The organism is Emcibacteraceae bacterium (assembly GCA_041396985.1).
GTDB lineage: Bacteria > Pseudomonadota > Alphaproteobacteria > Sphingomonadales > Emcibacteraceae > Pseudemcibacter.
Genome location: JAWKXO010000004.1, coordinates 235,270 through 261,420, shown reverse-complemented (window position 1 = coordinate 261,420; position 26,151 = coordinate 235,270). Strand labels below are relative to the sequence as shown.

Sequence of the window (26,151 nt, the reverse complement as noted above, 5' to 3'; positions counted from 1 at the left end):
CCCGAGGATTAAAAAATAAAAATGTTGAACCTGACACTTCTTATTACACCGATCTTTCTGATTATCCTGACCGGGTACATTTTAAAACACCATTTAATTTCTGATGATGATGTGTGGAATAATATAAACAGGCTGGCCTATTGGGTTTTATTTCCCTGCCTTTTATTTAATAAAACATCGGTCATCAATTTTTCGGAAATTTCATTTGGCCCCTTGTCAATTGCCCTTATTGCAGGCGTTTCTATGGCAATTTTAGGGGCTTATATTTTAGGAAAGTTTGCCGGTTTGGGGACACCTGCACTCACATCGGTCATGCAGGGCGGTGGGCGACATAATGCTTTTCTGGCACTGGCGATTGTAAGTCAGCTTTATGGGGATGAGGGTGAACTGATTGGTGCAATTGTCATAGCTGTCCTTGTTACCTATACAAATATTGTGATTAATGTCAGTCTGACCGTTATGCTTTCAAGTCAAAAAAGCGGGCTGACCATGATCCTTTCAGATTTAAAGCGAAACCCGTTTATTATTGCTATCCTGCTTGGAGTGATATTCAATTTACTTGGGTTGGGTTATCTTCCGATATTACATCAGTTCACACAAAGTGTGGGTCAGACGACCTTGACTGTCGCCCTTCTTTGTGTTGGGGCGGGTCTTCGGATAAGGGAACCGGGAGAAAAAATATTATCGAGCGTAATTATTGCCTGCACGGCAAAATTTATAATTTACCCAATGACGGTTTACCTGCTGGCAAAATATTTTGAACTGTCCCATGTGGTCACTATGGTCGCAACAATCTTTGCTGTGACACCAACCGGCACGGCAAGCTATCCGCTGGCAAAGCAAATGGGTGGTGATGCGCCCCTTATGGCATCACTGATTTCACTGGAAACATTATTATCGGTTCCGATAATTCCGGTTATGATTATATGGTTAACTGAAGGTGTGGAATGATTGATCTGATCTATATTGTTGCACCGATTTTTCTGATCATTCTGCTTGGAAAGCTTCTTCGGAAATCATTGATTTTATCGGATGATATCTGGCATCAGATCAATAAACTGACTTACTGGCTGCTATTTCCGGCGCTTCTTTTTAATAAAACGTCGATTATTGATTTTTCCGGATATTCACTCGGGACATTTTCCCTGTCCATGATGGCGGGGTTTCTGGTTTCGGTTTTTTGTGCCTGGCTATTCAGCCGGATTTATGGAATGGACGCACCCGCTCTTTCTTCGGTCATTCAGGGAAGCGGACGGCATAATTCATTTCTTGCACTTGCTGTTATCAGTCAGTTTCTCGGGGAGCAGGGGGAAATAATAGGGGCGCTGGCAGTTGCGATCATGGTGACATTCTCAAATGTTCTGACCATTATTTTTATGATCATGATTTTATCAGGGCAAAACGGATCGAAACCAAGTATCCTTTCTGAAATTATTAGAAACCCATTTATCGTTTCCATCGCTATCGGCCTTATATTTAACATTCTGGGATGGGGCAACCTCCCGATATTACATGATTTTACAGCCAACCTTGGCACGGCCGCACTTCCGCTGGCGCTTATTTGTGTCGGGGCGGGACTTCGATTTGTCGGGGGCGGGATACATATAATACCGAGCTTAATAGCGACATTGACAAAAATGATTATTTTACCGGTAACAGTCTATGCCTGCGCACTCTATTTTGAGCTTGACCCATTAATGACGGCTTGTGCCGTCATTTTTGCGTCGGTACCAACCTCATCCACGGCCTATGCACTTGCCAAAACCATGGGCGGGGACGCCCCCTTAATGGCGGCTATTATATCGCTTCAAACCCTGGTATCGGTAGTCACCGTTCCATTGGTGATGCATATTGTCGGTTAATCAAGGTCTTCTGTGATAACTTCGCTGCTTTTATCGCCTTTTGGCCTGTTAAGCTCAAGTGGAATGCCTTCAACAATATAGTATATCAGTTCAGCAATATTGGTCAGATGGTCACCGGCACGTTCAATATTTTTAGCAACAAAAAGCAAATGGGTTGCCGGTGTAATTAGTTCCGGATTTTCCATCATATAGGTCAGCATCTCACGAAACAGCGTGTCATAAAGATTATCGACAACGATATCTCGGGTCCAGACGGAAATGGCTTTTTCAGCGGATTTATTGACATAGGCGTCAATGACATCCTTGTTCATGATATTGATAAGATTGACCATCTGTGAAAGTACAGCATAATTGGCATCAAACTTATTGGTTTCATTCAGAACAATAACCCGCTTTGAAAGATTTTTTGCATAATCACCAATGCGCTCAAGGGCATTGCTGATTTTAATGGCAGAAATAATCTCCCGCAAATCATCGGCCATAGGGGATCGCATGGCAATCAACTCGATTGCCGATTTCTCAATTTCCTGTTCCAGCTGATCGACCTGTTCATCATTTTCCCTGACAATTTTTGCCAGCTTAAGATCTTTGCTTACCAGAGCTTTTTCAGCATCGGAAAATTGTCTGGCAACCAAGTTTGCCATATTGACAATTTTCGTTCTGAGTCTGTTAAGATCTTCGTCAAATGAACTAACGATATGTGAATGTGTCATTAAGGTCTCCTATTCGCTATCCGTAGCGACCGGTAATATAATCTCTTGTTTTTTCATGTGTTGGATTGGTAAATATTGTGGCCGTATCACCATGTTCCATCAATTTGCCCAAATGAAAAAATGCTGTTTTTTGTGAAATCCTTGCTGCCTGCTGCATTGAATGGGTGACAATGACGATCGCATATCGGCTTTTAAGCTCGTCAATCAATTCTTCAATTACGGCCGTTGCAATAGGATCAAGCGCAGAGCAGGGCTCATCCATCAGGATCACTTCCGGTTCAATAGCTATCGTTCTTGCAATACAAAGCCTTTGCTGCTGTCCACCGGACAGGGAAGTTCCCGATGCATCAAGCCTGTCGTGGACTTCGTTCCAAAGTCCCGCTTTCTTAAGGCTCGAGTGAACAATTTCGTCAAGCTCATGCTTGTTCTTGGCAATACCGTGAATGCGTGGACCATAGGCAATATTGTCATATATGGATTTTGGAAACGGATTTGGCTTTTGAAAAACCATCCCGATCCGGGCACGAAGCTGGACAACGTCAATTGATTTATCATTGATGTCTTCTCCGTCGAGAGTGATTGTGCCTTCGACACGGCAGATATCAATAATGTCATTCATTCTGTTCAGTGAACGCAGGAATGTTGATTTTCCGCAACCTGAAGGTCCGATCAATGCCGTCACTTCATTGGGATTAATATCCAGATTGATATCTTTGAGAGCATGGTTTTCACCGTAAAATACATTGACTTTTCTGGCGCGCATTTTTGGTGTAATGGCTTTTTGCTGGCCACCGATATCATTTTTAGAAGATTGCATATTCATATTATCTACCATTTTTTTTCAAACTTTTGCCTTAGCCAGATGGCCAATCCATTCATGATTATGAGAAATGCGAGTAACACCATTATAGCAGCAGATGTTTTCTCAAGGAAGCCACGTTCAGGACTATCTGCCCATAAATAGACCTGTACGGGAAGTGCGGTTGATGCTTCCATTATACTTCCCGGTGTATCCACAATAAAAGCGACCATTCCGATCATGATCAGTGGTGCTGTTTCACCAAGGGCCTGTGCCATGCCAATAATCGATCCAGTAAGAATACCAGGCATGCTTAAGGGGAGCACATGATGAAAGACTGTCTGCATATGTGATGCCCCCAGTCCAATGGCGGCTTCCTTAATTGACGGGGGAACCGCTTTTAATGCAGCACGGGACGTAATAATAATTGTCGGCAATGTCATAAGTGCCAGTGTAAGACCCCCGACCAGTGGTGCAGAACGTGGAAGATTAATATAATTAATAAATATAGCCAGTCCCAACAGGCCAAAAATAATTGAAGGCACAGCGGCCAGATTGTTGATATTGATTTCAATAAGATCGGTAATCCGGTTCTTAGGCGCGAATTCCTCAAGATATATGGCGGAACCGACCCCAATCGGGAAAGCAATCAAAAATGTCACCAGCAAAGTGAGGAATGATCCGATCGTCGCGCTCCAGATACCGGCAAGTTCAGGTTCGCGGCTGTCACCGGAGACGAAGAAGGACCAGTTAAATCCCTGCTTTACTTTTTCAGCATTATTTAGCTTGTCAACCCAGGCAATCTGCTGGTCAGAAATTTTCCGGTCTGTTTCCGGTATATCCCTTGAAATATTGCCTTTGATCAGCATGTCAACATTACTTGAAGCAAGAAGATCAACTGGTACAGTTTCGCCTATGACTGATGGGTCATTCAGAATGACATCGCGAATATCCGTTTGGGCACCGACACTGAACAGACGCAGGAGAGCAAAGACATCTGAACGTTTTGTGACTTCGGGAAATTCTTTTTGCAACGAGCTGACAAGTATTCTGTTGATGTTGGCTCCTGCGACCTGCTTCTCAAATTCCTGTCTGTCGTTTGTTGGCAGATCACCCAGGACAGCCTTATCCAGGAAAATATCCATTTCAATACGTGTTTCAGTAAAACCGCTTGAGCCTGTAATAATAATGCTGCCAAGAACCACCAAAAGAGCGGCAATAGCAGCAGCAAGGCTGGACATAGCGAAAAATTTAAATATTTTTTCTTTTCTATATCGGCTTTTCAGACGATTTTGTTGTTCTTCTGAATGCCAGGTTACCCGGGCTGTTGCCTGATCATTGTCGGAGGTATCAGTCATATTGCTCTCTATATTTTTTGACAATTATTAATGCAATAGCATTAAGTGCCAATGTGGTGAAAAACAGTGCCAGCCCAAGGGCAAAGGCAGACAGGGTTTTAGCACTGGCAAATTCCTGGTCTCCGGTCAACAGGGCGACTATCTGCACGGTTACGGTGGTTACGGCTTCAAGCGGGTTTATGGTCAGATTGGCAGCCATTCCGGCAGCCATCACAACGATCATTGTTTCCCCGATTGCCCGGGATGTTGCCAAAAGAAGTGCACCTACAACCCCAGGAAGTGCGGAGGGTAGGATCACTTTTAAAATCGTTTCTGTCTGTGTTGCGCCAAGCCCGAGTGATCCTTCACGCAGGCTTTGTGGCACGACGCTTATAACATCATCTGATAATGAAGAAATAAGGGGAATAATCATAACCCCCATAACAATTCCGGCGGCCAGAGCGCTTTCGGATGCTATTTCAAGTCCAAGCAGGGCACCTGTGTCCCGAATAAAGGGAGCCACAACCAGAGCGGCGATAAACCCATAAACGACGGTGGGAATACCCGCGAGGATTTCAAGCAGAGGTTTCGCAATTTTACGGATTTTTTTATTGGCAAATTCCGCCATATAAATCGCTGAAAGAAGACCAATCGGCCCGGCTATAAGCATGGCAATAACCGTGATCAGCATTGTGCCCATAAATAATGGAACGGCCCCAAATGCCCCTGAGCTTCCGACCTGATCAGCGCGGATCGCTGTCTGCGGGCTCCATTTGGTGCCAAAAACAAATTCCGTGATGGATATCTGATCAAAAAACCGGATGCTTTCAAACAGTAATGAAAAGACAATACCAATTGTTGTAATAATGGCGATGACTGAAAATGCCAGAAGCAATACTTTGATGATCGTTTCAAGATGATTTCTTGAATTTACTTTAGGCGACATTTTATAGAGTGTATAATAGCCGGCAATACAGCTGGCACCTATGGAGGCTAAAAAGAAGCTCCAGGCAATTTTTTCTGATACAGTTCTGTAATATTCGGCATATACAGCCAGGTTTTCATCGCCTGTGCCATTTGAAACGTAATTTTTTATGTTATCCAGTAATACATTAAGTTCAAATGCCGGTAATGATGCCGCTTCTGATCCCAGTTGGGATATCAGAAGCTTATTAATCAGGCTGTCTTTTGAAATCGTCCAAATCGCTAAAATGATAAAACCGGGAATAAAACTGTTTACGCCTGCTGCCCATCCGTAATGTGTGGGAAGTGAGTGCAATTTTTTTATGTCGCCATCAACTAACAAAAGAGACCGCTTTTTAGCTATATAGTAAAAGCAGGTCAAAATAAGTGTTAGGATTATAAATAATAAATATGCACTCATTAAATCGGCACCACATTAAATAATTATGATGGTGAAAGGCCGGCATTAAACCGGCCTTTCTATTATTGGTTTATTTTTTTAGAGGTGTCAGATTCTCTGCTGTCACCCGTACTTTTGCCAGCTCTTCGCTTGTTAAAGGAATAAGTCCCTTTTCTGCAAGATAACCGAAATCACCCATAGCTTTATCACTCAGAAATTCGCTTAAATATTCTTTTATACCAGGTATGACACCGACATGTGCCTTTTTAACATAAAAGAATAGGGAACGGGATACTTTATATACTTTATCTGCAATATTTTCAAAAGTAGGGGCAGAACCTTCAACTGTACTTCCCTGAATAACATCGCTGTTTTCCTCCAGAAAGCTGTATCCGAAAACACCAACTGCATTTGGGTTAGCCTGAAGTTTACCAACAATCAGATTGTCATTCTCGCCGGCTTCAATATAGGCGCCGTCTTCACGGATCGTATGACAAAGTGCCGTGTAACGGTTTTCATCCTGCGCTTTAATTGCTTCAATTTCCGGGAAAGTTTTACATCCGCCTTCAAGAGCTAGCTCGGCGAATGCATCGCGGGTACCGGATGTTGGAGGAGGACCAAGAACCTCAATTTTATTGTTTGGCAGGTCAGGGTTAATTTCGTTCCAGGTTTTATAGGGATTTGGAACAATTTTACCATCAACAACGACGTCTTTTGCAAGTGCGAGCCAGATGTCCTGAAGTTTAAAATTCATGAGCTTTGCTTCTTTGGAATTGGCAAGAACAATGCCGTCATAACCAATTGTAATTTCCACGATGTCCTTAACACCATTTTTGGCGCAAAGGTCAATTTCAGAGCCTTTAATTGCGCGAGACGCATTTGTAATGTCCGGAGTCGCTTCACCGACGCCTGTACAAAAAAGTTTAAATCCGCCACCGGAACCTGTGCTCTCAACAACCGGTGTTTTAAAAGACGTTGACCGCCCGAATTCCTCTGCAACGGCTGTTGAGAAGGGAAACACTGTCGATGAGCCGACAATGCGAATTTGGTCGCGGGCTTCAGCAGCGCTAATCAAAGACACACTGATCAGTGATGCACCGACGAGAGTCTTATTCAGGTTTTTGAACATTATTTTTTCTCCATAATATGTTTCAAAATATACTTTGAATTTAAAAAGGAATCATCCTTTTTCTGACTTGATGAGAAAATAACGAGGCTTCGTTGCGCTTATGTGACAGAAATATGAAGCTTTTATTACAATGTATACTAACATGTTGTAAACAAAGAAAAAAGGCAGAAACATTGTTCTGCCTTTTGCTCAAAAATACTAAAAAAAGATACTTTACATCTTACCAGTCAACCTGGAAACGTAACCCAAATGCATCAATGGATTCGCCATCAAAAGAACCGCCAGTGATTTCAGACTTTGAATAGTTGGCCATAACGCGTGAATAATTGTTTAAATGCCAATTAACACCGATAATGCATGATTCCTGTTTTCCACCAATTACAGCGGCTGCTGAGTCTGTCAGATCAATGACATCATAACGTGCTGCAATCTGCCATGCGCCAGCGCCACCACTGAAGACAGGGTTTGTGACTTTTACGCGGTCAAAGGTGCCGCTCTTATAGCCACGGCTTTCACCTGTGATGAAATAGCTTACATCAACATAGCCGCCATTAAATTTAGCGTCTGTTCCACCTGTCAGAGCTGTGGTTTTCATCCAACCCCATTCTGCCTGTGCAGAAAAAGGTCCTGAAACGCCCGCAAGTTCAACACCATAAAATGTGTCTGATTTACCAGCCAATGCACCTGTGTCGACATAGCGTCCGGCCAGATGGCTCTGTGCTCTTTGGCGGTATCTTAATGTCAATACATTATCATCATTTTCGCGGTGGAAAGCAGAAGCACCAACATGAATGAAGCTGCCGTCACTGCCGATCTTTGGTGCAAACGTTACCCGACCGGCATAAGTGCGACCCTGAACGGTTCCGCTACCACCATTGGCATTGCCCTGGAAAACACCGGCTTTAACAGTCACATCATTTTCGTCATAGTTTGCTGCTATACCGATCATACGGCTGAATTCGAATGCATCTGTGAAGCTGCCGCGTTCAAGGAATGTGGTAAAGCGGCTTGATGTCTGTTCTTCAAGCGATGTCGGTGTTTTAAACTGGCCGACTTCAACGGATACCGGTTTTAAGTCCCAGACAAGTGTTGCATCGGTAACAGCTGTTTTGTTGCCGGCAAAATCAAGTTCAAGCTTATATTTCACGTCTTTCATAACAACGCCTTCGACGCCCAGACGAGCAGCGCGAAATTCTGTGGCATCGAGAACTTTGCCACTGTTATCAGATGCTGTGGCCCAGTCAGTGAAGAGACGACCACGAATTTTCATTTTAAAATTTCCATCAGCGCTGGAAAATTCAGGGGCACCTTTCCAGCTGACGTTCACATCCTCAGCTTTTGCGAGTGAGGTGGTTGCAAGTAATGCGGCGGTACTGACAGCTGCAATAATTGATTTAGGTGTAGGCATTATATTTCCTTAAAAAATTGAGTTTGGTTCTAATGTTTCGTGTTTGAAATACTTCGATTCTGACTTTGATGAAACATTTACAAAAGTTTCGTTACATATAGATGACATATTCATTACAAATTTATGACAGCCTGTGGATAAAACAAAAAAAGTAAAAAAGAACTTAACAGTTCTTAATTTCACTGAATTTTACATGTATAAATTATATGACCTTGAATTATATAAATTAGGGGTACAAAATAACGACTGTTATAATATAACCTTATAAAACAGGATGCCAAAATGTCAACATATAAACCAGAAGAAAATATTGAACAAAATCCGCGTGTGAAGGCAGTGTTTGATGATATAAGAAAAACGCGTAACTCAGATTTTATCAATAATATGTGGTATTATATCGCCTTTGATGAAGATTTGCTTGAGACAACATGGGCAGATGTAAAAAGGGTGATGGCGGAACCAACCGTACTTGACCCATTGACCAAGGAAATGATTTACCTCGCCGTATCAATTGCCAATTCATGTGCTTACTGCGTCCATTCCCATACGGCAGCAGCCCGGGCGAAGGGAATGACGGATGCACAGCATGGGGAAATCCTTAAAATCGTTTCACTTGCGGCAAAAACCAATCATATCGCCAACGGTTTACAAATCCCGGTAGATGATGTGTTTGATAAAGATAAAAGTTAAATCAGCGGAAATTAATATAATCTCAGTGAATTTCCAGTCCTTTTAAACCCAATCTTAAAACGGCTTCCTCAATGGCTAATAGAGGAATGGTCGCTTTTGCTTTGGTCGGGTCGTCGCCAAGACCGGTAACAAAAACAATAATGCCGTCTTTGGTTTCCGGGTCAAACCAGAACTGACCCTGAAGCCCATATGCCGAGCCGAGGTGGCCATAAAATTTTCTACTTTTTTCTGTTAGCCCCCAATCCTTCAAATCAATGATATGGGTGGAGAGGCCATATGTGGTCATCATGCCCGTGGCCCGATCATCGTCAATGGCTGCTTCGCCACCCGTGTGGCCGTTTTTAAGGGTTTCATCATAGTGCCAAACCGGGGTCATCATTTTATCAAGGGCTGATTTGGGGATGATCTGATTTCCGTTATGTTTACCGTCATTTAAAATCATTTGCATAATGACGGCAAGATCGCTTGCTGAAACCCGCAATCCACCCTGAGGCGAAAAGAGGGTCGGATTATTGCCGATCTGGTAGGTTTCAAGTTCCCTGAAATCCGGTGTTTCACCACGGGCAACCAGGGGACCATCATAATAACATCTGATCGGATCACCATCGACTTGTTCAATCCATGGACCGCTTGGGTTCCACGCTGTTTCGTCATTGCCTCGCCGATAAAGAGTAGCCAGCCTGCTAAAACCGTTTTCATAAAGTGTGCAGACATTAAAACTTGCATCAAGCCCAAGCGGATCCAGCAGCCGTTCCTTGACAAACAGGTCCATGCGCATTCCGGAAACATTTTCCGCTATGCCTGAAATAATGCCGAAATTTAAATTGGAATATGTAAAAAAGTCACCGGGTCCCTGATTTTCACCACTGGCAAAATGGGCGCCGCTTTCATAATGTTCTGCGCTTTTTTCAGAAGTGCCGGGAATAAAGAAATCCTTAAAATTCTGATCAATTCCCATATAATAATAGCTGCCATCGCGTATGGAGGAAATGTGGGCCAAAACCTGTCTTGCCGTTATGGATCTATCAGGAAAATTGGGGTTTCTGAGTTTAAAGCCAAGATAATCTGAAATATCAGCATCCAAATCAACTTTCCCTTCCTCCACCAGCGTCATAAAAGCAAGGGTCAGCATGAATTTTGAAATCGACGCAATGCGGACTTTATGATTGACGGTAAGAGGAACATTAGCACCGTCAATATATCTGGCCATGCCTTCGGCATCCTCGAACACGATTTTACCATTTTTTATCAGGATCATTTCCAGTCCGGCAATTTCCGTCGGGGCCTTGTTTTTATCATTGGTCAGCGCCTGCAGTTCCTGTTTCAGATCAAAGCTGTCCTGTGAAATCGGATCAGCTGATTTTTCACCACTGCAGCCGGCAGTTAGTAAGAGTAGACCACATAATGCAAATAGTTTAGCCTGTTTCATTCTTTTGCTATCCCCTTATTTTCTATTGCCCTGACCATAGCGCGAACATGGTCACAATAAAATGGGGGAATATTCATTTTTTTGCAAATAGTTAGAAGTTTTTTTGCATAGTTGGCATTTTTGGGTGGTGAAAGCGGATATCCTTCCGGAAGAATATAGGTAACAGCATTAAGTTTGTCGCCATTTTCTGTGTGGTACTCAATCTGACGGGGTTTGTAATCAGCAACGGACGGTGGGGTATAGAGACTTTTAAGCTCCTGCTCGTTTAAACTCATGACCGTTCCCCAAACCTCACTACCGGACTTGGGCAGCATGGTAGCCCGTTCACCAAGTCTTAGTTCATAATGATCAAGTCGGGCGATGACGGGTTTATCCGGATTGAGGCCCTGTTCCCGTAATAAATCAGGGTCCATAAACAGACCATAATAAAAAACCTTTACCCGTGTCATCGCTTTTCCATTTAATTCTATGAACTGAAGAACTGAAATTATGTCAGATGATAAAAGAAATAGGAATGAATTTAAAGCGCGGGAAGTGTTTCTGGTGTAACTGACGGTTCAATTGTCGCTTCAAGATGATCGCCATCAGGAATTTCAACGGTAAATGTTGTGCCCGCACCATAAGTACTGGCAACCGAAATTGTGCCACCCATAAATTCAACAAACGTTTTAACAAGCGCCAGTCCAAGGCCTGTTCCCTGATGCTCTCTGGTATGGCTGTCATCAACCTGTGAAAACCGTTCAAACACGCTGTCAAGGGCGGTTTCCTTAATGCCGATGCCTGTATCAATCACTTCTATAATCGCCCAAAGTCTGTCACTCCTCATTTCCTGCCTGACGACAATCGTAATTGTGCCTCCTTTGGTGAATTTGGCAGCGTTATTAATCAGGTTCATCAGGATTTGTTTGGTGATTTTCGGATCAAGATTCATTACTTTAAGGTCTTTGGAAAAATTCAGCACCAGTAGATTATTCTGCTCCTTGACCAGTGTTTCCGAAAGCTGGCAGGCGGTTTTGACCAGGGGCGGAATATCAACAGGCCAGATATTCAGTTCCATTTTTCCGGCTTCCACTTTTGAAATATCAAGCACTTCATTGATAAGGGCAAGCAAATGCTGTCCTGATGCATGAATGATGTTGATATCTTCCTGAATTTCCTCAGCTTTCATTTCCTTAAGTCTGTGATTAAGGATCAGTTCGCTGAAACCGATAATCGCATTAAGCGGCGTTCTAAGCTCATGGCTCATATTGGCCAGAAACTGGGTTTTGGCCAGATTTGCCTCATTCGCTTTTTTCAGGGCTTTTTCTAGTTCAACCTGATGGGTAAAATGCTCGCCCATATCGCGAAAGACGGCAACATGGACCCATCCGCTTTCTTCTTCCCAACCAGTAAGGGATAGCTCAAGCGGAGTCGTTTTGCCGTTTTTATTTTTTGCATCAAATATCAGGGTAGGGGGTTCGGATTCATCCGCAGCCGTTTTTTTAAAAAGCTTACGGCTTGATGGGTATTTATTATCAATGGGAATAAGGTTTTCAAGCTGTTTGCCCAGGGCTTCTTTTTCACTGAAGCCAAGAATTTGTTCACAGCTCGGGCTCCAGAACGTTATTGTACCGCAATCGTCATACATACAAATGCCTTCCGACACTGTATTGACAATGTTTTTTAATCTTTCCGCCGCCTGAGTTGCCTGCTGTTGAGCTTTTTCAAGTTCCATTAGGGCAGTATCCATGAAAATCCTGACACTTTCAAATTTGAGCACTGATTTTATGAGTATAACCTTAAACTTCTGTTAATTGGATATCTAAAATTTACTTGCAATTAAATAAATGACCGGTTATTTATTTAATAATGATTTTATGAATTGTCGGACTGAATATGATTGAAGCAATTGAAGCAGAACCAAAATGGCGTCGAAGGCCGGAAAAAAGACCGGATGATATTCTTGATGGTGCCCTGATAGAATTCAGGGATCGTGGCTTCGCCGCTGCCCGGATCGAGGATATTGCCAAACATGCCGGTCTTTCCAAAGGGTCGGTCTATCTTTATTTCTCAAGCAAGGAAGAAATGTTAAAGGCCCTCATCAGCCGCACGATCAAGCCAATTGCCACAGCCCTTAAAAATATTTCGGAACATGTCCCGGATGATCTTTCCGGTGAGTCGGCCTCAGATATCTTGCGAAGAATGCTGATGATTGTCGGTGAAAATCTGACCAATAAAAAAATAAGCACTATTCCACTTCTCATTATTGGCGAAGCGGGCAATTTTCCGGAACATGCCGATTATTACAGAAGTGAAGTGATTGATGTCACTATGGCGGCACTGGGGTCTGTTATCAAAAAAGGCATTGCCAGTGGTGAATTTAGAAATGTTGATGTGAACTATGCAACCAGAACATTGATTAGTGTGATCCTGATGCAGATGGTCTGGAATGGTGTGTTTGTGAGAAAAGGAGAGCCGGGCATTTCGGTTCAGGACCTAATATCCGCTCACCTGGATATTTATTTAAACGGCATACGTCTGCCGCAGGAGGGTTAATTATGCGTAAAATGGTTATATTCTGTCTCGGGCTGATGCTGGCATCCTGTAGTAATGGTGATGATAGCGGCGCATTACAGGGCTATGTGGAAGGACGGCAATTAAACCTTGCGCCACGGGCAGCGGGCATCCTGACCGCTCTTGACGTCAGGGAAGGGGATGAGGTCGACGCCGGTGACTTGTTATTTTCTGTTGATAGTGAACGGGCGCAGGCCCAGCTTGATGAAGCAAAGGCGGCAAGTGCCGCTGCTGAAGCACAGCTGATGAATTTGCGTAAAGGTGGCCGCCCGGAGGAAATCCGAGCCGCAGAGGAAACATTAAAGCAGGCACAGGCGTCCTTTACGCTGGCGGAACAGACATATAACCGGACAAAAAATCTGGTTGACCGCGGGGTTCTTTCGGCTGCCCGTCTTGATCAGGATCAGGCAACCCTTGATGCCAGCCGTGCCCGGGTGACAGAGGCAAAGTCAAGGCTTGATCTTATTCAACTGCCGGCAAGGTCCGATGTGATTGAAGCGGCAGAACGCGATGTGGAGGCGAGAAAAACCGCCATCACCCGCGCCGAGACGGAACTTCGCGACCGTAGTATTTTTGCGCCCGTCTCGGGCCGGATTGAAACGGTCTATCGCCGGGTCGGTGAAATTGCCGGGCCGACGGCACCTGTCCTTGCCCTGCTGCCGCCGGATCAGAAACGTATCCGCTTTTTTGTAAAAGAAGGCGATCTTGGCACTGTAACCCCAGGCCAACAAGTCGGGCTAAACTGTGATGGTTGTGATTCCGGCCTGTCGGGTGAGATTATTTATATTTCGGATAGTGCCGAATTTACGCCGCCTATTATTTTTTCTGAAAAGGAAAGAAAAAAGCTCGTCTATCTGGTTGAAGCAATACCCTCGACGCCCGAAAAATTTCATAACGGGCAACCGGTGGAAGTGACCTTGAAATGACAAATGTTGAAACGGTCATTGATGTCAGAGGGCTGACCAAGGTTTACGGCGATAAAACCGTGGTTGACCATTTTGACCTTAAAGTGCCGCGCGGCGCGGTTTACGGCTTTCTGGGGCCAAACGGGTCGGGTAAAACCACAACAATCCGAATGGTTTGCGGGCTCTTGGTGCCCAATGATGGTTCAGGCACCTGTCTCGGGTTTGATGTTATTGAACAGTCGGACGAGATAAAAAAGCGGGTTGGCTATATGACCCAGAAATTTTCCCTTTGGGAAGATCTGACCATCCGCGAAAATCTTGAATTTGTTGCCCGCATGTATGAAATGGATAAACGGAACGAACGGGTTGATGAAACGCTTAAGGACCTTGGCCTTTATGCGCGGGCCAATCAATTGGCAGGCTCGTTGTCCGGTGGCTGGAAACAGCGGCTTGCCCTTGCCGCCTGTATGATGCATGAACCGGAACTATTGCTGCTCGATGAACCGACCGCCGGGGTTGACCCGAAAGCGCGCCGGGAATTCTGGGACACAATTCATGATGTGGCCGACCGGGGGGTGACCATACTGGTGTCCACCCATTATATGGATGAAGCGATCCAGTGCGATTATATCGCCTATATTGCTTATGGGAAAAAACTGATTGATGCGCCGTCCCATGAACTGGTCGAACGGGTCGGGCTCCATACCTGGCGGGTGGAGGGGAAGGGGCTTTCCGCCCTATCCAAAAAACTGACCGGGGCCAATGGTGTTGAGAATGTCGCCCGTTTTGGCACCGCCCTTCATGTAAGCGGGATGGACGCAAACGCACTAAGGCAGGCGATCAGCCCTTATTTAAATGATGAAAACCTGAATTGGCAGGAAAAAAAGCCCGGCCTTGAGGAAGTGTTCATTCATCTGATGACCAAAACGGAGGATAATTTCAAATGAGATCCTTGTCCTTTGCCCGTGTTAAAGCGGTCCTCCTCAAAGAATTTGTGCAAATGCGGCGCGACCGCATGACCTTTGCCATGATGATCGGTGTGCCGATCATGCAGCTAATCCTGTTTGGTTTTGCCATCAATTCTGACCCGCGCCATTTGCCGACGGCGCTTATTGACCGGGACCAGTCGGCCATGTCGCGTTCCATTATCAAGGCGGCGGAAAATTCAACATTCATGAATATTACCGATCATCCCAAAACGGATGAGGACGCCGAAAACCTGATCCGAGAGGGCAAGGTCAATTTTATCCTGATGATCCCTGAAAATTTCGCCCGCGATCTGGTGCGTGGGGAAAGACCGCAAATTTTGCTGGTGGCCGATGCGACCGACCCGTCGGCCTCCTCCGGTGCCGTTAATTCCATGAGGGAAATTGTCAGCCTCGGTTTAAAACGGGACCTGCAAGGGGGGCTTTCCGATCTTGCCGATAAGCCTCCGGCGGTCGATGTGGTGCTGCATAAACGCTATAACCCGGCGGGGATCACCCAATATAACATTATTCCCGGGCTGCTCGGCATTATCATCGCCATGACCATGACCATGATCACGGCGGTGGCCATCACCCGCGAAAAAGAGCGTGGCACCATGGAAAACCTGCTGGCGATGCCGATCAAGCCGATGGAAATGATGGTCGGCAAGGTCGCGCCTTATGTGATTATCGGTTATATCCAGACACTTATTGTGCTGCTCGCTTCCGAATTTATTTTTGATATTCCCATGAGCGGCAATTTCAGCACGCTTTTTATGGCCGTGACCCTTTATATCATTGTTAATCTGATGATCGGGTTTTTCTTTTCCTCCGTTGCAGAAACCCAGATGCAGGCGCTGCAGATGACCTTTTTTATGCTGCTGCCGCAAATACTCCTGTCCGGTTTTCTGTTTCCGTTTCTTGGCATGCCGCGCTGGGCGCAGATGATCGGTCAGTGCCTGCCCGCGACCCACTTCATGCGGCTGATGCGCGGCATTATGCTGAAAGGGGCGGGAAGTGCCGACCTTTTTGCCTCCTTCTGGCCGCTTCTGGTCATTATGGTTGTGGTCGGCGTCTTCGCCATGCTGCGCTATAAACAGACACTGGATTAAGGCAGGAAAGCCTGTTAAATTATTCGAAAAATTAAATAAAAGGGTATCACAATGATTGATCTTTATACGGCCAGAACGCCGAACGGCTATAAAATCTCCGTCATGCTGGAAGAACTCGGGGTGCCCTATACGGTCCACCACCTGAAGCTGATGGAAAATGAACAGAAACAGGACTGGTTTTTAAAAATCAACCCCAACGGCCGCATACCGGCGATAGTTGACCGGGAAAATGACGATTTCGCCGTGTTTGAAAGCGGCGCCATCATGATTTACCTGGCTGATAAATATGGTCTGCTGTTACCAAACGAAACCAAGGCACGCAGCCGGGTTATCCAGTGGCTGATGTTTCAGATGGGCGGCATCGGCCCGATGATGGGGCAGGCCAATGTGTTTTACCGCTATTTCCCGGAAAAATATCAGCCGGCCATTGACCGTTACCAAAACGAAAGCCGGCGGCTGTTTGAAGTGATTGATACCCACTTAGAGGGGCGGAAATGGCTGTGCGATGATTATTCGATCGCTGATATCGCCAACTGGTGCTGGATCAGAAGTTATGAATGGGGCGGCATGTCGGTTGACGGACTTGATAATCTTAAGCGCTGGATGGATCAGATGAATGCGCGGCCCGCTTGCCAGCGCGGCGTCAACATCCCACCGGAGGAGGAAAAACCGCTTGATGACGACGAACGCGCCAAACAAATATTTAAAATGGTGCAGAAATAAAGAGGTAGGGGAAGAAATAGTTTTATTTTGAGACTATTGATTAATTGGTCCGTTTATTAATTATTATCTTCACTAAAATCAAAAAAACCGTATTCTTCTGCTAAAGTCCGCGACATCCCTGTCGCGTATACATCAATTTGTCTATCTTTGAACAATCCTTTACAGCCTATAGAAAGTGCCGAACTTGGCGAAAATAGACTGAAAAAAGGCATCGGTGACTTAGCGTAAATAACATTAAAACTACGAACGATTGCGTTCGAATTTGGGTTTACTAACTGCCGGCTATTCTTTTCGATAGAATATCCAAACCCTGAATCTTCAACAGATTTAATATTTCCACCGCGAAAAAAGCCACCACCCCTAATTTGGTATATGGCACTAAACTCATCTATATATTCAACGCCTATGCATTCATCTGTAACTGGCTTTAATGGGTAACCATTTTCGCTATACTTCAATCTAAGAGCCTCAATGTGACTATCAAGATTCCGATGTAAATAGGATAGCTCGATACATTCCTCAGACCCGCTGGGGAAATATCTAAATCGGTATTTATCTGGTGGAAATCCCTGATTCCATTCTGAATTACCTTTTCGCCCACCTTCTACTCGCTCCCACTCGGTAAATTCTACGTTGGGCAAAACAAGATACTCGTAAGGATCTTCCCAATTTATTATTGATGTTAATTTAACAGGACTATTTGGTTGATATCCACCTTGATTATCACATACAAAAGGCAATGTCATTTTCTGGTAATAATGAAGTAAAATATCGGGTGCTATCGGCAATGATGCAAGCGCCAATATTATAAATTTTCTTAGGACAGGCCTCTCAAGCGGATCGTTAATCCAACCACGGATCGCAGCATTTTTATAAAAAAAATTGACAATAAACAGGCTAACTAAAAACCACCCTATCATTATCCCCATGCCGACAAGCATCATCATGGTAATTCGACCTTTCCTTGAAATTTTGAAATGATCAAAGGAATAATCAAAGAAGACTGCGTAAATTGATTTGTCATAATTCCCCCAATTTGATTTTCCGGATGTTTACCACTTAAACTATAGATGGTTTTTTATTTTTTGTCCAAGGTGGTGTTGCCGCTAAATTTCCTCATTAAATTATTTGGATTGCATTTTAAAGCCTGTTAAGTTTGACCGGATCATAAAAATTCGGGAGGAAGTCATGAAATCCATATTAGCGGCCTTATTGGTCCTTATTAGTTCGACAGCGGCCTATGCCCAGTATGTGAAGCCATCGGAAGCCGAGCTTCAAAAAATGGATGAGCGGATCAGGGGTTATATGGCGGATAATAATGTGCCGGGCGCCCTGGTGGCGGTGGCCAAAGACGGCAAGCTTGAATTCGTTCGCACCTACGGCAAATCCAATGTCGAACTGGATGTGGATGTGGCGGAAGATCATGTGTTTGAGATCGGTTCCATCAGCAAGGAATTTGTGTCCGCCGCCGCCATGATGCAGGTGGAGGAAGGCAAATTAAGCCTTGATGATCCGATATCAAAATATCTGGCCGACCTGCCGACAGACTGGCTCGGGGTCACGGTTAAGCAGTTGCTCAACCACACATCCGGCATTCCCGATTATGAGGAAATTTATACATATGATGTTTACCGCCTTCGGCTGACCCCGCAGGACGTGATTAAAATTGCCAATGGCCGGCCGATGGATTTTGCCCCCGGGACGGGCTGGTATTATTCCAACACCGGATATTATCTGGCCAGTATGGTTGTCGAGCAGGTTGATCATATGCCGCTAGGCGAAGTCTTAAAAAAACGTATTTTTGAGCCGCTTGGCATGACACAGACACGCTTTGCCGACCCGGAAGCAATTATCAAAGGCCGCGCTGAAGGATACTGGGTCAATAAACGGGGGGAGCTGATCAATAGAAACGCGACCGAGACCACATCAACCCTTGGGGCAGGGGGGCTGCTTTCCTCCGCCGCGGATATGGCGAAATGGGATGCGGCGCTACATGGCACCAGGCTCCTTTCTGAAGCTTCCAAAAAAATAATGTGGACTTCCGGTGTGCTGCCGGACGGCACCGAAACCGGTTATGCGCTGGGCTGGCGCGTTGGAAAAGACCGCGGGCTTAACACCACCAGCCACAGCGGTCAGGTCGCGGGCTTTGTTGCCTATTTCGAACGGTTTGTTGATATGGACCGCGCGGTGATTGTGTTCATGAACCGCTACCGGGTCAGCAGCGGCGCGGTCAAAGATATTGTGCTCGACACCATACTGCCGGACACAAAAAAATAAACTTATTCTTTTAATTTTATATGCTTAGCGGGGGAAGTTAATCTTCCCTCGTATAGACAACCTTTTTATATTCCTGCCAGCCAAGCCAGATCAGAGTGGCGCCAATCGGCACCACAACCCCGGCGGCAATGGCAAGGGAATATCTTGTCATGGCGACATCTTCATTAAATATATAAGTGGTGAAAAAGCCGGGAATGACCGGGCCCAGGCTGGTTGAGATCACACCGACAAAAACGAAATAGAGGGCGGTGAACTGTCCGCGCATCTGGTTCGGGGCCGACATGCGGATCATGGCAATGCCAGTGATCAGCGGAATACCGACAAACAGTTTGGCAAAAATCATGATAACAACCGCCAGCATCCCTGATGGCATCAGTGGCATGGTGACTGCAGGTATGCCGATACCAAGCGCGGAGATAAAGGCGATTTTTAGGGCGGCATCCTTTGTGCCTTTTTTGACCATTTCGCTCATGATTATCCCGGCGAGGATCAGCCCGGTTGTGCCGCCGATCAGGGACGGAAAACCGGTGGCAAAAGCCGCTTCCTGTTCGGTCCAGCCCCATGTGCGCATAAAGAGCGACGGATACCACGCGGAATGATAACCGATCGTGGCAATGATGGAGCCACCGAGGAAGAAATTGAGGAACAGTTTTTTATGGTCAAGCAGATAGTAAAAGGCACTCACCATAGATACTTTTTCCACTTTTCCTGTCGCGTCCAGGGCGAGTTCGCGCCTTTTGGGTTCAACAATCTGGTAAACAATAAGCGCCAGAATCAGACCGGGCAGCCCGACAATAACAAAGGTAAGCTGCCAGTATTCAAGGGTGCCGACAATCGGCCATGTGACGGTCACGCCCTTGATATGGGAAAGCAGGATACCGCCGCCGATCATGGCAAGGGCGGAACCCATGAATACACCAAGTGAATAGACACTGGTGGCAAGCGGCAGTTTATCTTTTGGAAAGAGGTCCCCAAGCAGCGAAGAGGCGCTCGGGGTCAGGGTGGCTTCGCCAACGCCAACGCCGATCCGGTTGATAAAAAGCTGAACGAAGCTTCCGGCAAGGCCGCAAAAGGCGGTCATGAAGCTCCAGAGGGTAATACCAAAAGTGATCAGGTTTTTTCGGTTATAGCGATCCGCCGCCCAGCCAAGCGGAATTCCCATCACCGTATAAAAAATGCCAAACGCCGGCCCCATCAGCAGGCCGACTTCAAAATCCGTAACCTGAAACTTTGCTTTGATCGGATCAACCAGCAGCGAGATAATTTCCCTATCCAGCATCGAAAATGTATAGCATAGCATTAACATCGCCGTTATGATCCAGGCATAGGTAATGCTGTGGTCCAGCTTTTCTTCAACGCTTGCTAGTGGTTTTAATTCACTCACCTAATTTTCTCCCTCTTATCAATCGTCTTTATAGACATGCTTTTTATATTCGCCCCAGCTGATCCAGAGAAGTATGGTGCTGAACGGAATGGTAAGGGCCGCCGAAATGGATAGTGAATAATTGAGCATCTCCGTATTTTCATTGAAAATAAATGTGGTGATATAGCCCGGCATCACCGGCCCAAGCGTTGCCCCGATCAGCCCGACAAAAACAAAATACATGGCGGTGAACTGTCCGCGCATCTGGTTGGGCACGGCCATTCTAATCGCGGTGGTGCCGGCAATCAGCGGCATGGCGACGAAGAATTTAACGATGGAAATGCCGATAATTTTAAACATGACTGATGGAATAATCGGCATCAGTACTGCGGGAATGCCGATACCGACAGCGCTGAAGAAAGCGAGCTTTACGGCAACGTCCTTCCGGCCCATTTTGCTTTGAACGCTCATATATTGTCCGCCCAGCAGCAGCCCGGCAATACCGCCAAGCACGGTCGGGTAACCGGCGACTTTCCCGGCCTGGGCCCTGTCCCAGTCAAAGGCGCGCATTAAATGTTCGGGGTACCAGAGCGACTGATACTGTAAAATGGCGACCATGGAACCGCCGATAAAAAGACAAAGAAACAGTTTTTTATGACGCCACATATAATCAAAGGCGACAGCAAAGGAGGCTTTTTGCTCAGCGCCGCTTAAGTCCGTTGCCATTTCCTTTCTTTTGGGTTCCCTGACCATAAAAATAATGATGGCCAGTAAAACGCCGGGCATTCCGGCAATCAGAAAGCCGATCTGCCAGAATTCCAGTGTCCCGAATAAAGGAATAGTCCATGTCACCCCGTCCAGTGCGGTGAGTACAGCGCCACCACCGATCAGGGCCATACCGCCACCGATAAAAAGGCCCATGGAATAAATGCTCATGGCGAAGGGCAGTTTATTTTTTGGGAAATAATCGGAAAGCAGTGAAACCGCACTCGGCGTTAGCACGGCTTCGCCAACCCCGATTCCGATCCGGGCCAGGAATATCTGCAAGAAATTTGCCGAAAGGCCGCAAAAACCTGTCATAACGCTCCAGAGGGTCATACCGGCAGCTATAAGGCGGGTCCGGTTATAACGGTCTGCCGCCCAGCCAAGGGGGACGCCCATAACAGTATAAAAAATTGCAAAAGCGGGGCCCATCAGCAGACTTACCTGAAAATCGGTAAGGCCAAATTTTACCTTGATCGGATTAATGAGAAGGGAGAGAATTTCCCGGTCAAGAAAGGAAAGTGTATATCCCAGCATAAGCAGAATGGCGACAAACCAGGCATAGGTGAGCGACTTCTGTTCTTTTTCCTGCACATTTTCTAAACTCAAATTTTCCTCCCCTGAGTAATCAAATTATGCTTATTATTATTCTGTTATATTAAGAGCAGTTTAGAGTTTTATCCAGCTAATTCAAGATGGCCTGTTACTTGTTTTTTCTGCCCTTTTTCGTGCCTCATCCGGTGTTTCCAGTTTGTCTTTCAACGCCCATCCGCGTTTACGGTCAAAGGGCCATGCCCCTTTTTCATCAAACTTTGGTAAACTATCCACCGTATAATAGGATATCCGGTGGTTTTTAGGTCGCTTTTTATCCGGATGAATACCCTTTTCATTGGTGGCTTTGGGAATGACAATTTTGCCATTATCATTATCAAGATCAAACCACCAGCGGTGGGTTTTATTCTGATTGCCGTTGCCGACAAAATCATCAAGCCGAGCCAGAAATTTGCGCATGAACGGGATTTTTATCGCTATCCAGGTGGCGATGCGATAAGCCAGTATCCCTTCATTGTTCCAAGGGCAGGTTTTCATACATCTGCCGCAGCCGGCACCTTTCGGGTTAGAAACCCGGTAACTGGTGCAGTTTGGCACATCCGGTTTCCAAGTTTCATAGCCGTTATACATTATTTTATCACCGTAAGGGATTGCCCCGACAGGGCATTCACGGGCGCATTTCTGGCATTTGCTGCAAAAATCCTGTAAGCCGAAATCAATGGGTTTATCGGTTTTAAGGGGAATATTGGTGGTCACCACCACCGATTTAAACCGTGGTCCGATAAAAGGGTTAATCACCACTTCACCAATGCGGCTTAGCTCCCCCAGACCGGCAAGCAGAATGAGCGGTAGATGCAGAACTTCACTATCCATAGCCGTGTGATTACGCGCCTCATAGCCCAGGTTCCTGATATAAGCGGCCATGATATTGCCGATTTCCGCGCCGCGCAGATAGGCGCGGTAGCTTTGTGATCCGCTGATCCAGTCATCGCCGGTTGAGGCATCATTGGTATAAAATCCCTGATCAATCAGAATAACGATGGCGTATTTATGGCGGGCCTTAATTTCTTTTCCGTCCCGATCATGGGAATACCAGCAATAGTCTTTTGCTTCGCAGATACCGACCACATCGGCATCCAGGAAATAGGCAAGCGATTTCATATTATTGGCAATCAGTTCCGGATCATCCGGGATGGGCGCTTTTTTGGCGGCAACGTCCCCGTCCTGAAGCGGGATAAAGCTTCTGATATTATCACCGAAGGCGCCGTTTAAGGGAACCTTTGCCCCTTTAGTCGTTGACGACCCGGTTCGGATGCGGGCCTGTTTTTGCTGTTCACCGAAGTCACCGTGATCGGCCCGGATAAAGCCGTCCGCCCGGCGGGGAACACGTTTAACTTCGTTTTCTATGATAAGGGTGGTGGGACTATCTACGCGCCTTATTTTTTCCATCGGATATGTGCCGAGGTACGGGGGTCGGTTGCGGCGCGAGAATATATTCATTCAGCATCCTCAAAAACCAGAACCGCCATCCCGGTCAGCATGCCACGGTATAAATTGCGGTGAATGCGTTTTACCTTTTTGTTCATGGCGCCGCGCATGGCAAACCACATCACGGTTTCGGCGCTTTCCGAGCCGCCACGGTCCATAAATTCCTTCACGTCCCAGTCAAGCATGCTTTCCGGTTCAACTTCAAATTTATCCATGAATTCATTATCCCAGTCGAGCTCGATCCGACCGAAATTGGTACCCTGAAGTTCATGGGAAAGGCCGCCTGTGCCAACCACAGCAACATTGATATCTTCCGGGTAGGCCTCAATCGCCTTGCGGATTGATTTTCCAAGTTTCCAGCAGCGTTTGACACTGGGGATAGGGTGCTGGATAACATTGACGCAGAAAGGTACAAATTTTACCGGCCATGGCTGGTCCAGCATATAAGGGGTCGGTCCCATGATGCCATGATCCAGTTTCATTTCCTGACAGACAGCCAGATCAAATTCATCACGGATCAGATAATCGGCCATATAACGGGAAAAGGGCACGTCGCCATATGGAATGGCAAGGTCACGTGGGCCACTTCCTTCATCGGCATGTTCATATTGTTCAGCGATGCCGATGGCAAAAGTGGGATAGCAGTCAAAGAAAAAATTGCTGATATGATCATTAAAAACAAAGAACAGGACATCTACTTTTTTATCCTTTATCCACTGTCTTACCGGATCATAGCTTTCAAACAGCGGCGTCCAGATCGGGTCTTCACGCAGCTGGTAATCCCAGCCATGCATCAGGGCCCCGTTATGGGATGTGCATATCCCGCCAACAAAATTCGCCATTACTTACTATCCTTATTGTAATTTTTCAGTAGGGGAATATTTCTTTCCATGAAATCTTTTGCCTGTTCGCCGCGCATAAAGGCCCCCCAATCCATAAAGCTTAAATCAAAGCATTGAGCCATTTTTCCAATCAGGTAGGGACTTACCCCATAATGAATCATTTTAAGCCAGTCACGGCTTCGAACCAGCTCCTTTTCAAACTCACTCAGGCCAAAATCAGCCATATATTTTTCAAAGTCTTTCTTAAATTTTTTACGGTTTTCTTCCTGCTTAAGGCTGTAGCATATGGCATTCATGCGGTAGCCGTTCTGGGAATGCTCCATCGTGAAGGTCACCGGACCGGGCGGTGTTTTGATATCCTCAACTTTTTTCCATTTTTCGCTCATCAAAGGCTCTTTTCATATTCATCTAGAAATGACCATATCCGGCTTTTTCCCGGTTCCTTATCCGCATTATTATACATATTTGCCGCTGCGCGAACAGGGTCGCCGGAATAATAGCGTTCGTAAAGCTGCTGACGTCCGGCAAAGCTTGAAATGGACGCATCATAAGCAAGGCGGAACAGTTTTGTGCGTGAGCGGCTGTCACCATTTGCAGACTGGAAGTATTTTTCAACGAAATCTTTGGTATCACTGTCAAATTCGGCATAAGACGGCACCGCAACAAGACCACCGGCACCAAGGATACGGATAATTTCACACATGCGCTGATACATATCCGGGTATCGTAGCCGCAGGGCGGCATAAGGTGCAGCATTGGGCGACATAACCCCATTGACCAGTTTGGCCTCCGCATGGGCGGCGGTAATGACGCAGCGGACCAGTTCAACAGTGGTCATCAGTTCAGCCAGCATATTCTGCACATTGATAAAGCCGTCTGTTTTTGTGCTGTCGGCGATGGTAAAGGCAAGGTCACGGTAAAATTCGGCCTTGGCCAGGCTCCTGACTGTTGACTGGTCAAGAATATGGGCACCGATATTGGTCCGCTTGTAAAATTCATTACACATGGTCACGTCGCCATGGGTAAAAACCCGTTCCCAGGGAACCAATACATTATCAAAAATAATCATGGCATCGGTTTCATCAAAACGACCGGAAAGGGGGTAATCCATCGGGTGGCCTTCATTCTGATGAACGACGGACGGGCGGGAAATATGGATGATCCCCGGGGCATCCGTCTGAATGCCGAAGGCAAAAGCATAGGGGGCCGCTTCCTGATTATTCTGGATTATGCCGGATGGGACAACCAGGATTTCATCGGCATAGGCGGACAGGGTGGAAACCATTCTGGCCCCCTGAATGACAATACCTTTATCATTGGTTTCAACGATTTTTGCGGCCAGATCTTTATCCTGCTGTTCGACCGGTTTTGATCTGTCCACCTGTGGGTTTACCAGAGTATGGGTCATCGAAAGGTCATTATCGCGGATATATTTATAATAGTTTCTGACATTATCGGCAAAGTCGCCAAACTGGTCAGCGGCCGCATTCATGGCCATCAGGTAGACATTCATATAATCAGGACTGCGGCCGAAGGTGCCGCAGCTGGCATCGGACCAGATTTTGAACATTTCCTTGCGCTGGGCCAGATCCTCTTTCGTTTTGATCATTTTATGGGAGAGGCCATAGCGTTCGCCATTTTCCTCATAAGTCATTTTATCAATCAGGTCTTCACGGTGCTGAAGATCAAAAATCATTGCCATGGTTTTGGCCCCGCCGGCAAAGCGGGGATCGGTCACCACATTGGTAATTTTTTCACCATCAATTCTTATATCTTTTGGTTTTGATATCGCGTCCAAATACTCTTTTCCGGTCCGAATGGCCATTTTTTGCTCCAGCTAATATTTTAATAATGTCTCATTATACGATACGTTGTTCCG

At 45.9% G+C, this 26,151-nt stretch carries 25 protein-coding genes; 9 read left to right on the top strand and 16 right to left on the bottom strand.

Annotation, left to right across the window (positions count from 1 at the left end; translation table 11 throughout):
- Positions 1–21 precede the first annotated feature (21 nt).
- Together R3D86_12130 and R3D86_12125 are read left to right on the top strand one after the other, a co-directional pair.
- Positions 22–951 (top strand): AEC family transporter, encoded by a 930-nt coding sequence (locus R3D86_12130; GenBank protein MEZ5758959.1) that lies wholly within the window; start codon positions 22–24, stop codon positions 949–951.
- On the top strand, positions 948–1,862 hold the full coding sequence (locus tag R3D86_12125; protein MEZ5758958.1) for an AEC family transporter: 915 nt from the start codon (positions 948–950) through the stop codon (positions 1,860–1,862). The genes R3D86_12130 and R3D86_12125 overlap by 4 nt, the downstream gene beginning before the upstream one ends.
- On the opposite strand, the gene phoU is transcribed toward R3D86_12125, so the two are convergent.
- The 6 genes from phoU to R3D86_12095 form a co-directional block, all read right to left on the bottom strand.
- A complete protein-coding gene (gene phoU, locus R3D86_12120) occupies positions 1,859–2,575 on the bottom strand; it encodes a phosphate signaling complex protein PhoU (protein ID MEZ5758957.1) in 717 nt (238 codons plus the stop codon). The two genes, R3D86_12125 and phoU, sit on opposite strands and share 4 nt — an antisense overlap.
- A gap of 16 nt (positions 2,576–2,591) precedes the next feature.
- Entirely contained in the window at positions 2,592–3,398 is an 807-nt protein-coding gene (gene pstB / locus R3D86_12115) for a phosphate ABC transporter ATP-binding protein PstB (GenBank protein ID MEZ5758956.1), read from the bottom strand.
- 5 nt (positions 3,399–3,403) lie between these two features.
- Positions 3,404–4,732: a phosphate ABC transporter permease PstA gene (gene pstA / locus R3D86_12110; protein ID MEZ5758955.1), complete on the bottom strand. Its 1,329-nt coding sequence runs from the start codon at positions 4,730–4,732 to the stop codon at positions 3,404–3,406.
- Entirely contained in the window at positions 4,725–6,095 is a 1,371-nt protein-coding gene (pstC, locus tag R3D86_12105) for a phosphate ABC transporter permease subunit PstC (protein MEZ5758954.1), read from the bottom strand. Before pstC ends, pstA begins: the two co-directional genes overlap by 8 nt.
- A 70-nt stretch (positions 6,096–6,165) precedes the next feature.
- Positions 6,166–7,203 carry a PstS family phosphate ABC transporter substrate-binding protein gene (locus tag R3D86_12100; protein MEZ5758953.1) on the bottom strand — a complete coding sequence of 346 codons (1,038 nt, stop codon included), beginning with the start codon at positions 7,201–7,203 and terminating at the stop codon, positions 6,166–6,168.
- Between the two features lie 220 nt (positions 7,204–7,423).
- On the bottom strand, positions 7,424–8,611 hold the full coding sequence (locus tag R3D86_12095; protein MEZ5758952.1) for a porin: 1,188 nt from the start codon (positions 8,609–8,611) through the stop codon (positions 7,424–7,426).
- A 282-nt stretch (positions 8,612–8,893) separates the two neighbouring features.
- On the opposite strand from R3D86_12095, the gene R3D86_12090 reads away from it, so the two are divergent.
- Entirely contained in the window at positions 8,894–9,301 is a 408-nt protein-coding gene (locus R3D86_12090; protein MEZ5758951.1) for a carboxymuconolactone decarboxylase family protein, read from the top strand.
- A gap of 22 nt (positions 9,302–9,323) precedes the next feature.
- On the opposite strand, the gene R3D86_12085 is transcribed toward R3D86_12090, so the two are convergent.
- The 3 genes from R3D86_12085 to R3D86_12075 all read right to left on the bottom strand — a co-directional run bounded on the left by R3D86_12085 (position 9,324) and on the right by R3D86_12075 (position 12,459).
- Positions 9,324–10,730 carry a serine hydrolase domain-containing protein gene (locus tag R3D86_12085; protein ID MEZ5758950.1) on the bottom strand — a complete coding sequence of 469 codons (1,407 nt, stop codon included), beginning with the start codon at positions 10,728–10,730 and terminating at the stop codon, positions 9,324–9,326.
- On the bottom strand, positions 10,727–11,179 hold the full coding sequence (locus tag R3D86_12080) for a gamma-glutamylcyclotransferase family protein (protein MEZ5758949.1): 453 nt from the start codon (positions 11,177–11,179) through the stop codon (positions 10,727–10,729). Before R3D86_12080 ends, R3D86_12085 begins: the two co-directional genes overlap by 4 nt.
- A 71-nt stretch (positions 11,180–11,250) precedes the next feature.
- Positions 11,251–12,459, bottom strand: a complete 1,209-nt coding sequence (locus tag R3D86_12075) for a PAS domain-containing sensor histidine kinase (GenBank protein MEZ5758948.1) — start codon at positions 12,457–12,459, stop codon at positions 11,251–11,253.
- A gap of 146 nt (positions 12,460–12,605) precedes the next feature.
- On the opposite strand from R3D86_12075, the gene R3D86_12070 reads away from it, so the two are divergent.
- From R3D86_12070 to R3D86_12050, 5 genes are read left to right on the top strand one after another with little or no spacing between them, the layout of a single operon-like run.
- On the top strand, positions 12,606–13,265 hold the full coding sequence (locus tag R3D86_12070) for a TetR/AcrR family transcriptional regulator (GenBank protein ID MEZ5758947.1): 660 nt from the start codon (positions 12,606–12,608) through the stop codon (positions 13,263–13,265).
- Positions 13,266–13,267: 2 nt separating this feature from the next.
- Positions 13,268–14,209, top strand: coding sequence for an HlyD family efflux transporter periplasmic adaptor subunit (locus R3D86_12065; protein MEZ5758946.1), 942 nt, complete (start codon positions 13,268–13,270; stop codon positions 14,207–14,209).
- On the top strand, positions 14,206–15,135 hold the full coding sequence (locus R3D86_12060) for an ABC transporter ATP-binding protein (protein MEZ5758945.1): 930 nt from the start codon (positions 14,206–14,208) through the stop codon (positions 15,133–15,135). Before R3D86_12065 ends, R3D86_12060 begins: the two co-directional genes overlap by 4 nt.
- Positions 15,132–16,265 (top strand): ABC transporter permease, encoded by a 1,134-nt coding sequence (locus tag R3D86_12055; GenBank protein MEZ5758944.1) that lies wholly within the window; start codon positions 15,132–15,134, stop codon positions 16,263–16,265. Before R3D86_12060 ends, R3D86_12055 begins: the two co-directional genes overlap by 4 nt.
- 51 nt (positions 16,266–16,316) lie before the next feature.
- Positions 16,317–16,988 (top strand): glutathione S-transferase N-terminal domain-containing protein, encoded by a 672-nt coding sequence (locus R3D86_12050; GenBank protein ID MEZ5758943.1) that lies wholly within the window; start codon positions 16,317–16,319, stop codon positions 16,986–16,988.
- 56 nt (positions 16,989–17,044) lie between these two features.
- Here R3D86_12050 and R3D86_12045 read toward each other — a convergent pair whose 3' ends face one another.
- Positions 17,045–17,935 carry a hypothetical protein gene (locus R3D86_12045; GenBank protein MEZ5758942.1) on the bottom strand — a complete coding sequence of 297 codons (891 nt, stop codon included), beginning with the start codon at positions 17,933–17,935 and terminating at the stop codon, positions 17,045–17,047.
- Between the two features lie 241 nt (positions 17,936–18,176).
- Between R3D86_12045 and R3D86_12040 the strand changes: the two genes are divergently transcribed.
- A complete protein-coding gene (locus tag R3D86_12040) occupies positions 18,177–19,265 on the top strand; it encodes a serine hydrolase domain-containing protein (GenBank protein ID MEZ5758941.1) in 1,089 nt (362 codons plus the stop codon).
- Between the two features lie 37 nt (positions 19,266–19,302).
- Here R3D86_12040 and R3D86_12035 read toward each other — a convergent pair whose 3' ends face one another.
- From R3D86_12035 to hpaB, 6 genes are all read right to left on the bottom strand, one after another.
- A complete protein-coding gene (locus R3D86_12035; protein MEZ5758940.1) occupies positions 19,303–20,649 on the bottom strand; it encodes an MFS transporter in 1,347 nt (448 codons plus the stop codon).
- A gap of 18 nt (positions 20,650–20,667) precedes the next feature.
- Positions 20,668–21,999 (bottom strand): MFS transporter, encoded by a 1,332-nt coding sequence (locus tag R3D86_12030; GenBank protein ID MEZ5758939.1) that lies wholly within the window; start codon positions 21,997–21,999, stop codon positions 20,668–20,670.
- Positions 22,000–22,080: 81 nt separating this feature from the next.
- The gene (locus tag R3D86_12025) at positions 22,081–23,442 is read right to left on the bottom strand and encodes a reductive dehalogenase (protein MEZ5758938.1); all 1,362 of its coding nucleotides are present in this window, start codon (positions 23,440–23,442) and stop codon (positions 22,081–22,083) included.
- Complete coding sequence (locus tag R3D86_12020) at positions 23,439–24,272, bottom strand: class III extradiol dioxygenase family protein (protein ID MEZ5758937.1); 834 nt, start codon at positions 24,270–24,272, stop codon at positions 23,439–23,441. The genes R3D86_12025 and R3D86_12020 overlap by 4 nt, the downstream gene beginning before the upstream one ends.
- A complete protein-coding gene (locus tag R3D86_12015; protein MEZ5758936.1) occupies positions 24,272–24,658 on the bottom strand; it encodes a hypothetical protein in 387 nt (128 codons plus the stop codon). The genes R3D86_12020 and R3D86_12015 overlap by 1 nt, the downstream gene beginning before the upstream one ends.
- A complete protein-coding gene (gene hpaB, locus R3D86_12010; protein ID MEZ5758935.1) occupies positions 24,658–26,097 on the bottom strand; it encodes a 4-hydroxyphenylacetate 3-monooxygenase, oxygenase component in 1,440 nt (479 codons plus the stop codon). Before hpaB ends, R3D86_12015 begins: the two co-directional genes overlap by 1 nt.
- Between the last annotated feature and the right edge of the window lie 54 nt (positions 26,098–26,151).

Excerpts from the sequence above, each read along its gene's own strand:
- R3D86_12130 (MEZ5758959.1), top strand. The coding sequence starts at position 22 with ATGTTGAACCTGACACTTCTTATTACACCGATCTTTCTGATTATCCTG.
- R3D86_12125 (MEZ5758958.1), top strand. The coding sequence starts at position 948 with ATGATTGATCTGATCTATATTGTTGCACCGATTTTTCTGATCATTCTG.
- phoU (MEZ5758957.1), bottom strand. The coding sequence starts at position 2,575 with ATGACACATTCACATATCGTTAGTTCATTTGACGAAGATCTTAACAGA.
- pstB (MEZ5758956.1), bottom strand. The coding sequence starts at position 3,398 with ATGAATATGCAATCTTCTAAAAATGATATCGGTGGCCAGCAAAAAGCC.
- pstA (MEZ5758955.1), bottom strand. The coding sequence starts at position 4,732 with ATGACTGATACCTCCGACAATGATCAGGCAACAGCCCGGGTAACCTGG.
- pstC (MEZ5758954.1), bottom strand. The coding sequence starts at position 6,095 with ATGAGTGCATATTTATTATTTATAATCCTAACACTTATTTTGACCTGC.
- R3D86_12100 (MEZ5758953.1), bottom strand. The coding sequence starts at position 7,203 with ATGTTCAAAAACCTGAATAAGACTCTCGTCGGTGCATCACTGATCAGT.
- R3D86_12095 (MEZ5758952.1), bottom strand. The coding sequence starts at position 8,611 with ATGCCTACACCTAAATCAATTATTGCAGCTGTCAGTACCGCCGCATTA.
- R3D86_12090 (MEZ5758951.1), top strand. The coding sequence starts at position 8,894 with ATGTCAACATATAAACCAGAAGAAAATATTGAACAAAATCCGCGTGTG.
- R3D86_12085 (MEZ5758950.1), bottom strand. The coding sequence starts at position 10,730 with ATGAAACAGGCTAAACTATTTGCATTATGTGGTCTACTCTTACTAACT.
- R3D86_12080 (MEZ5758949.1), bottom strand. The coding sequence starts at position 11,179 with ATGACACGGGTAAAGGTTTTTTATTATGGTCTGTTTATGGACCCTGAT.
- R3D86_12075 (MEZ5758948.1), bottom strand. The coding sequence starts at position 12,459 with ATGGATACTGCCCTAATGGAACTTGAAAAAGCTCAACAGCAGGCAACT.
- R3D86_12070 (MEZ5758947.1), top strand. The coding sequence starts at position 12,606 with ATGATTGAAGCAATTGAAGCAGAACCAAAATGGCGTCGAAGGCCGGAA.
- R3D86_12065 (MEZ5758946.1), top strand. The coding sequence starts at position 13,268 with ATGCGTAAAATGGTTATATTCTGTCTCGGGCTGATGCTGGCATCCTGT.
- R3D86_12060 (MEZ5758945.1), top strand. The coding sequence starts at position 14,206 with ATGACAAATGTTGAAACGGTCATTGATGTCAGAGGGCTGACCAAGGTT.
- R3D86_12055 (MEZ5758944.1), top strand. The coding sequence starts at position 15,132 with ATGAGATCCTTGTCCTTTGCCCGTGTTAAAGCGGTCCTCCTCAAAGAA.
- R3D86_12050 (MEZ5758943.1), top strand. The coding sequence starts at position 16,317 with ATGATTGATCTTTATACGGCCAGAACGCCGAACGGCTATAAAATCTCC.
- R3D86_12045 (MEZ5758942.1), bottom strand. The coding sequence starts at position 17,935 with ATGATGATGCTTGTCGGCATGGGGATAATGATAGGGTGGTTTTTAGTT.
- R3D86_12040 (MEZ5758941.1), top strand. The coding sequence starts at position 18,177 with ATGAAATCCATATTAGCGGCCTTATTGGTCCTTATTAGTTCGACAGCG.
- R3D86_12025 (MEZ5758938.1), bottom strand. The coding sequence starts at position 23,442 with ATGAATATATTCTCGCGCCGCAACCGACCCCCGTACCTCGGCACATAT.
- R3D86_12020 (MEZ5758937.1), bottom strand. The coding sequence starts at position 24,272 with ATGGCGAATTTTGTTGGCGGGATATGCACATCCCATAACGGGGCCCTG.
- R3D86_12015 (MEZ5758936.1), bottom strand. The coding sequence starts at position 24,658 with ATGAGCGAAAAATGGAAAAAAGTTGAGGATATCAAAACACCGCCCGGT.
- hpaB (MEZ5758935.1), bottom strand. The coding sequence starts at position 26,097 with ATGGCCATTCGGACCGGAAAAGAGTATTTGGACGCGATATCAAAACCA.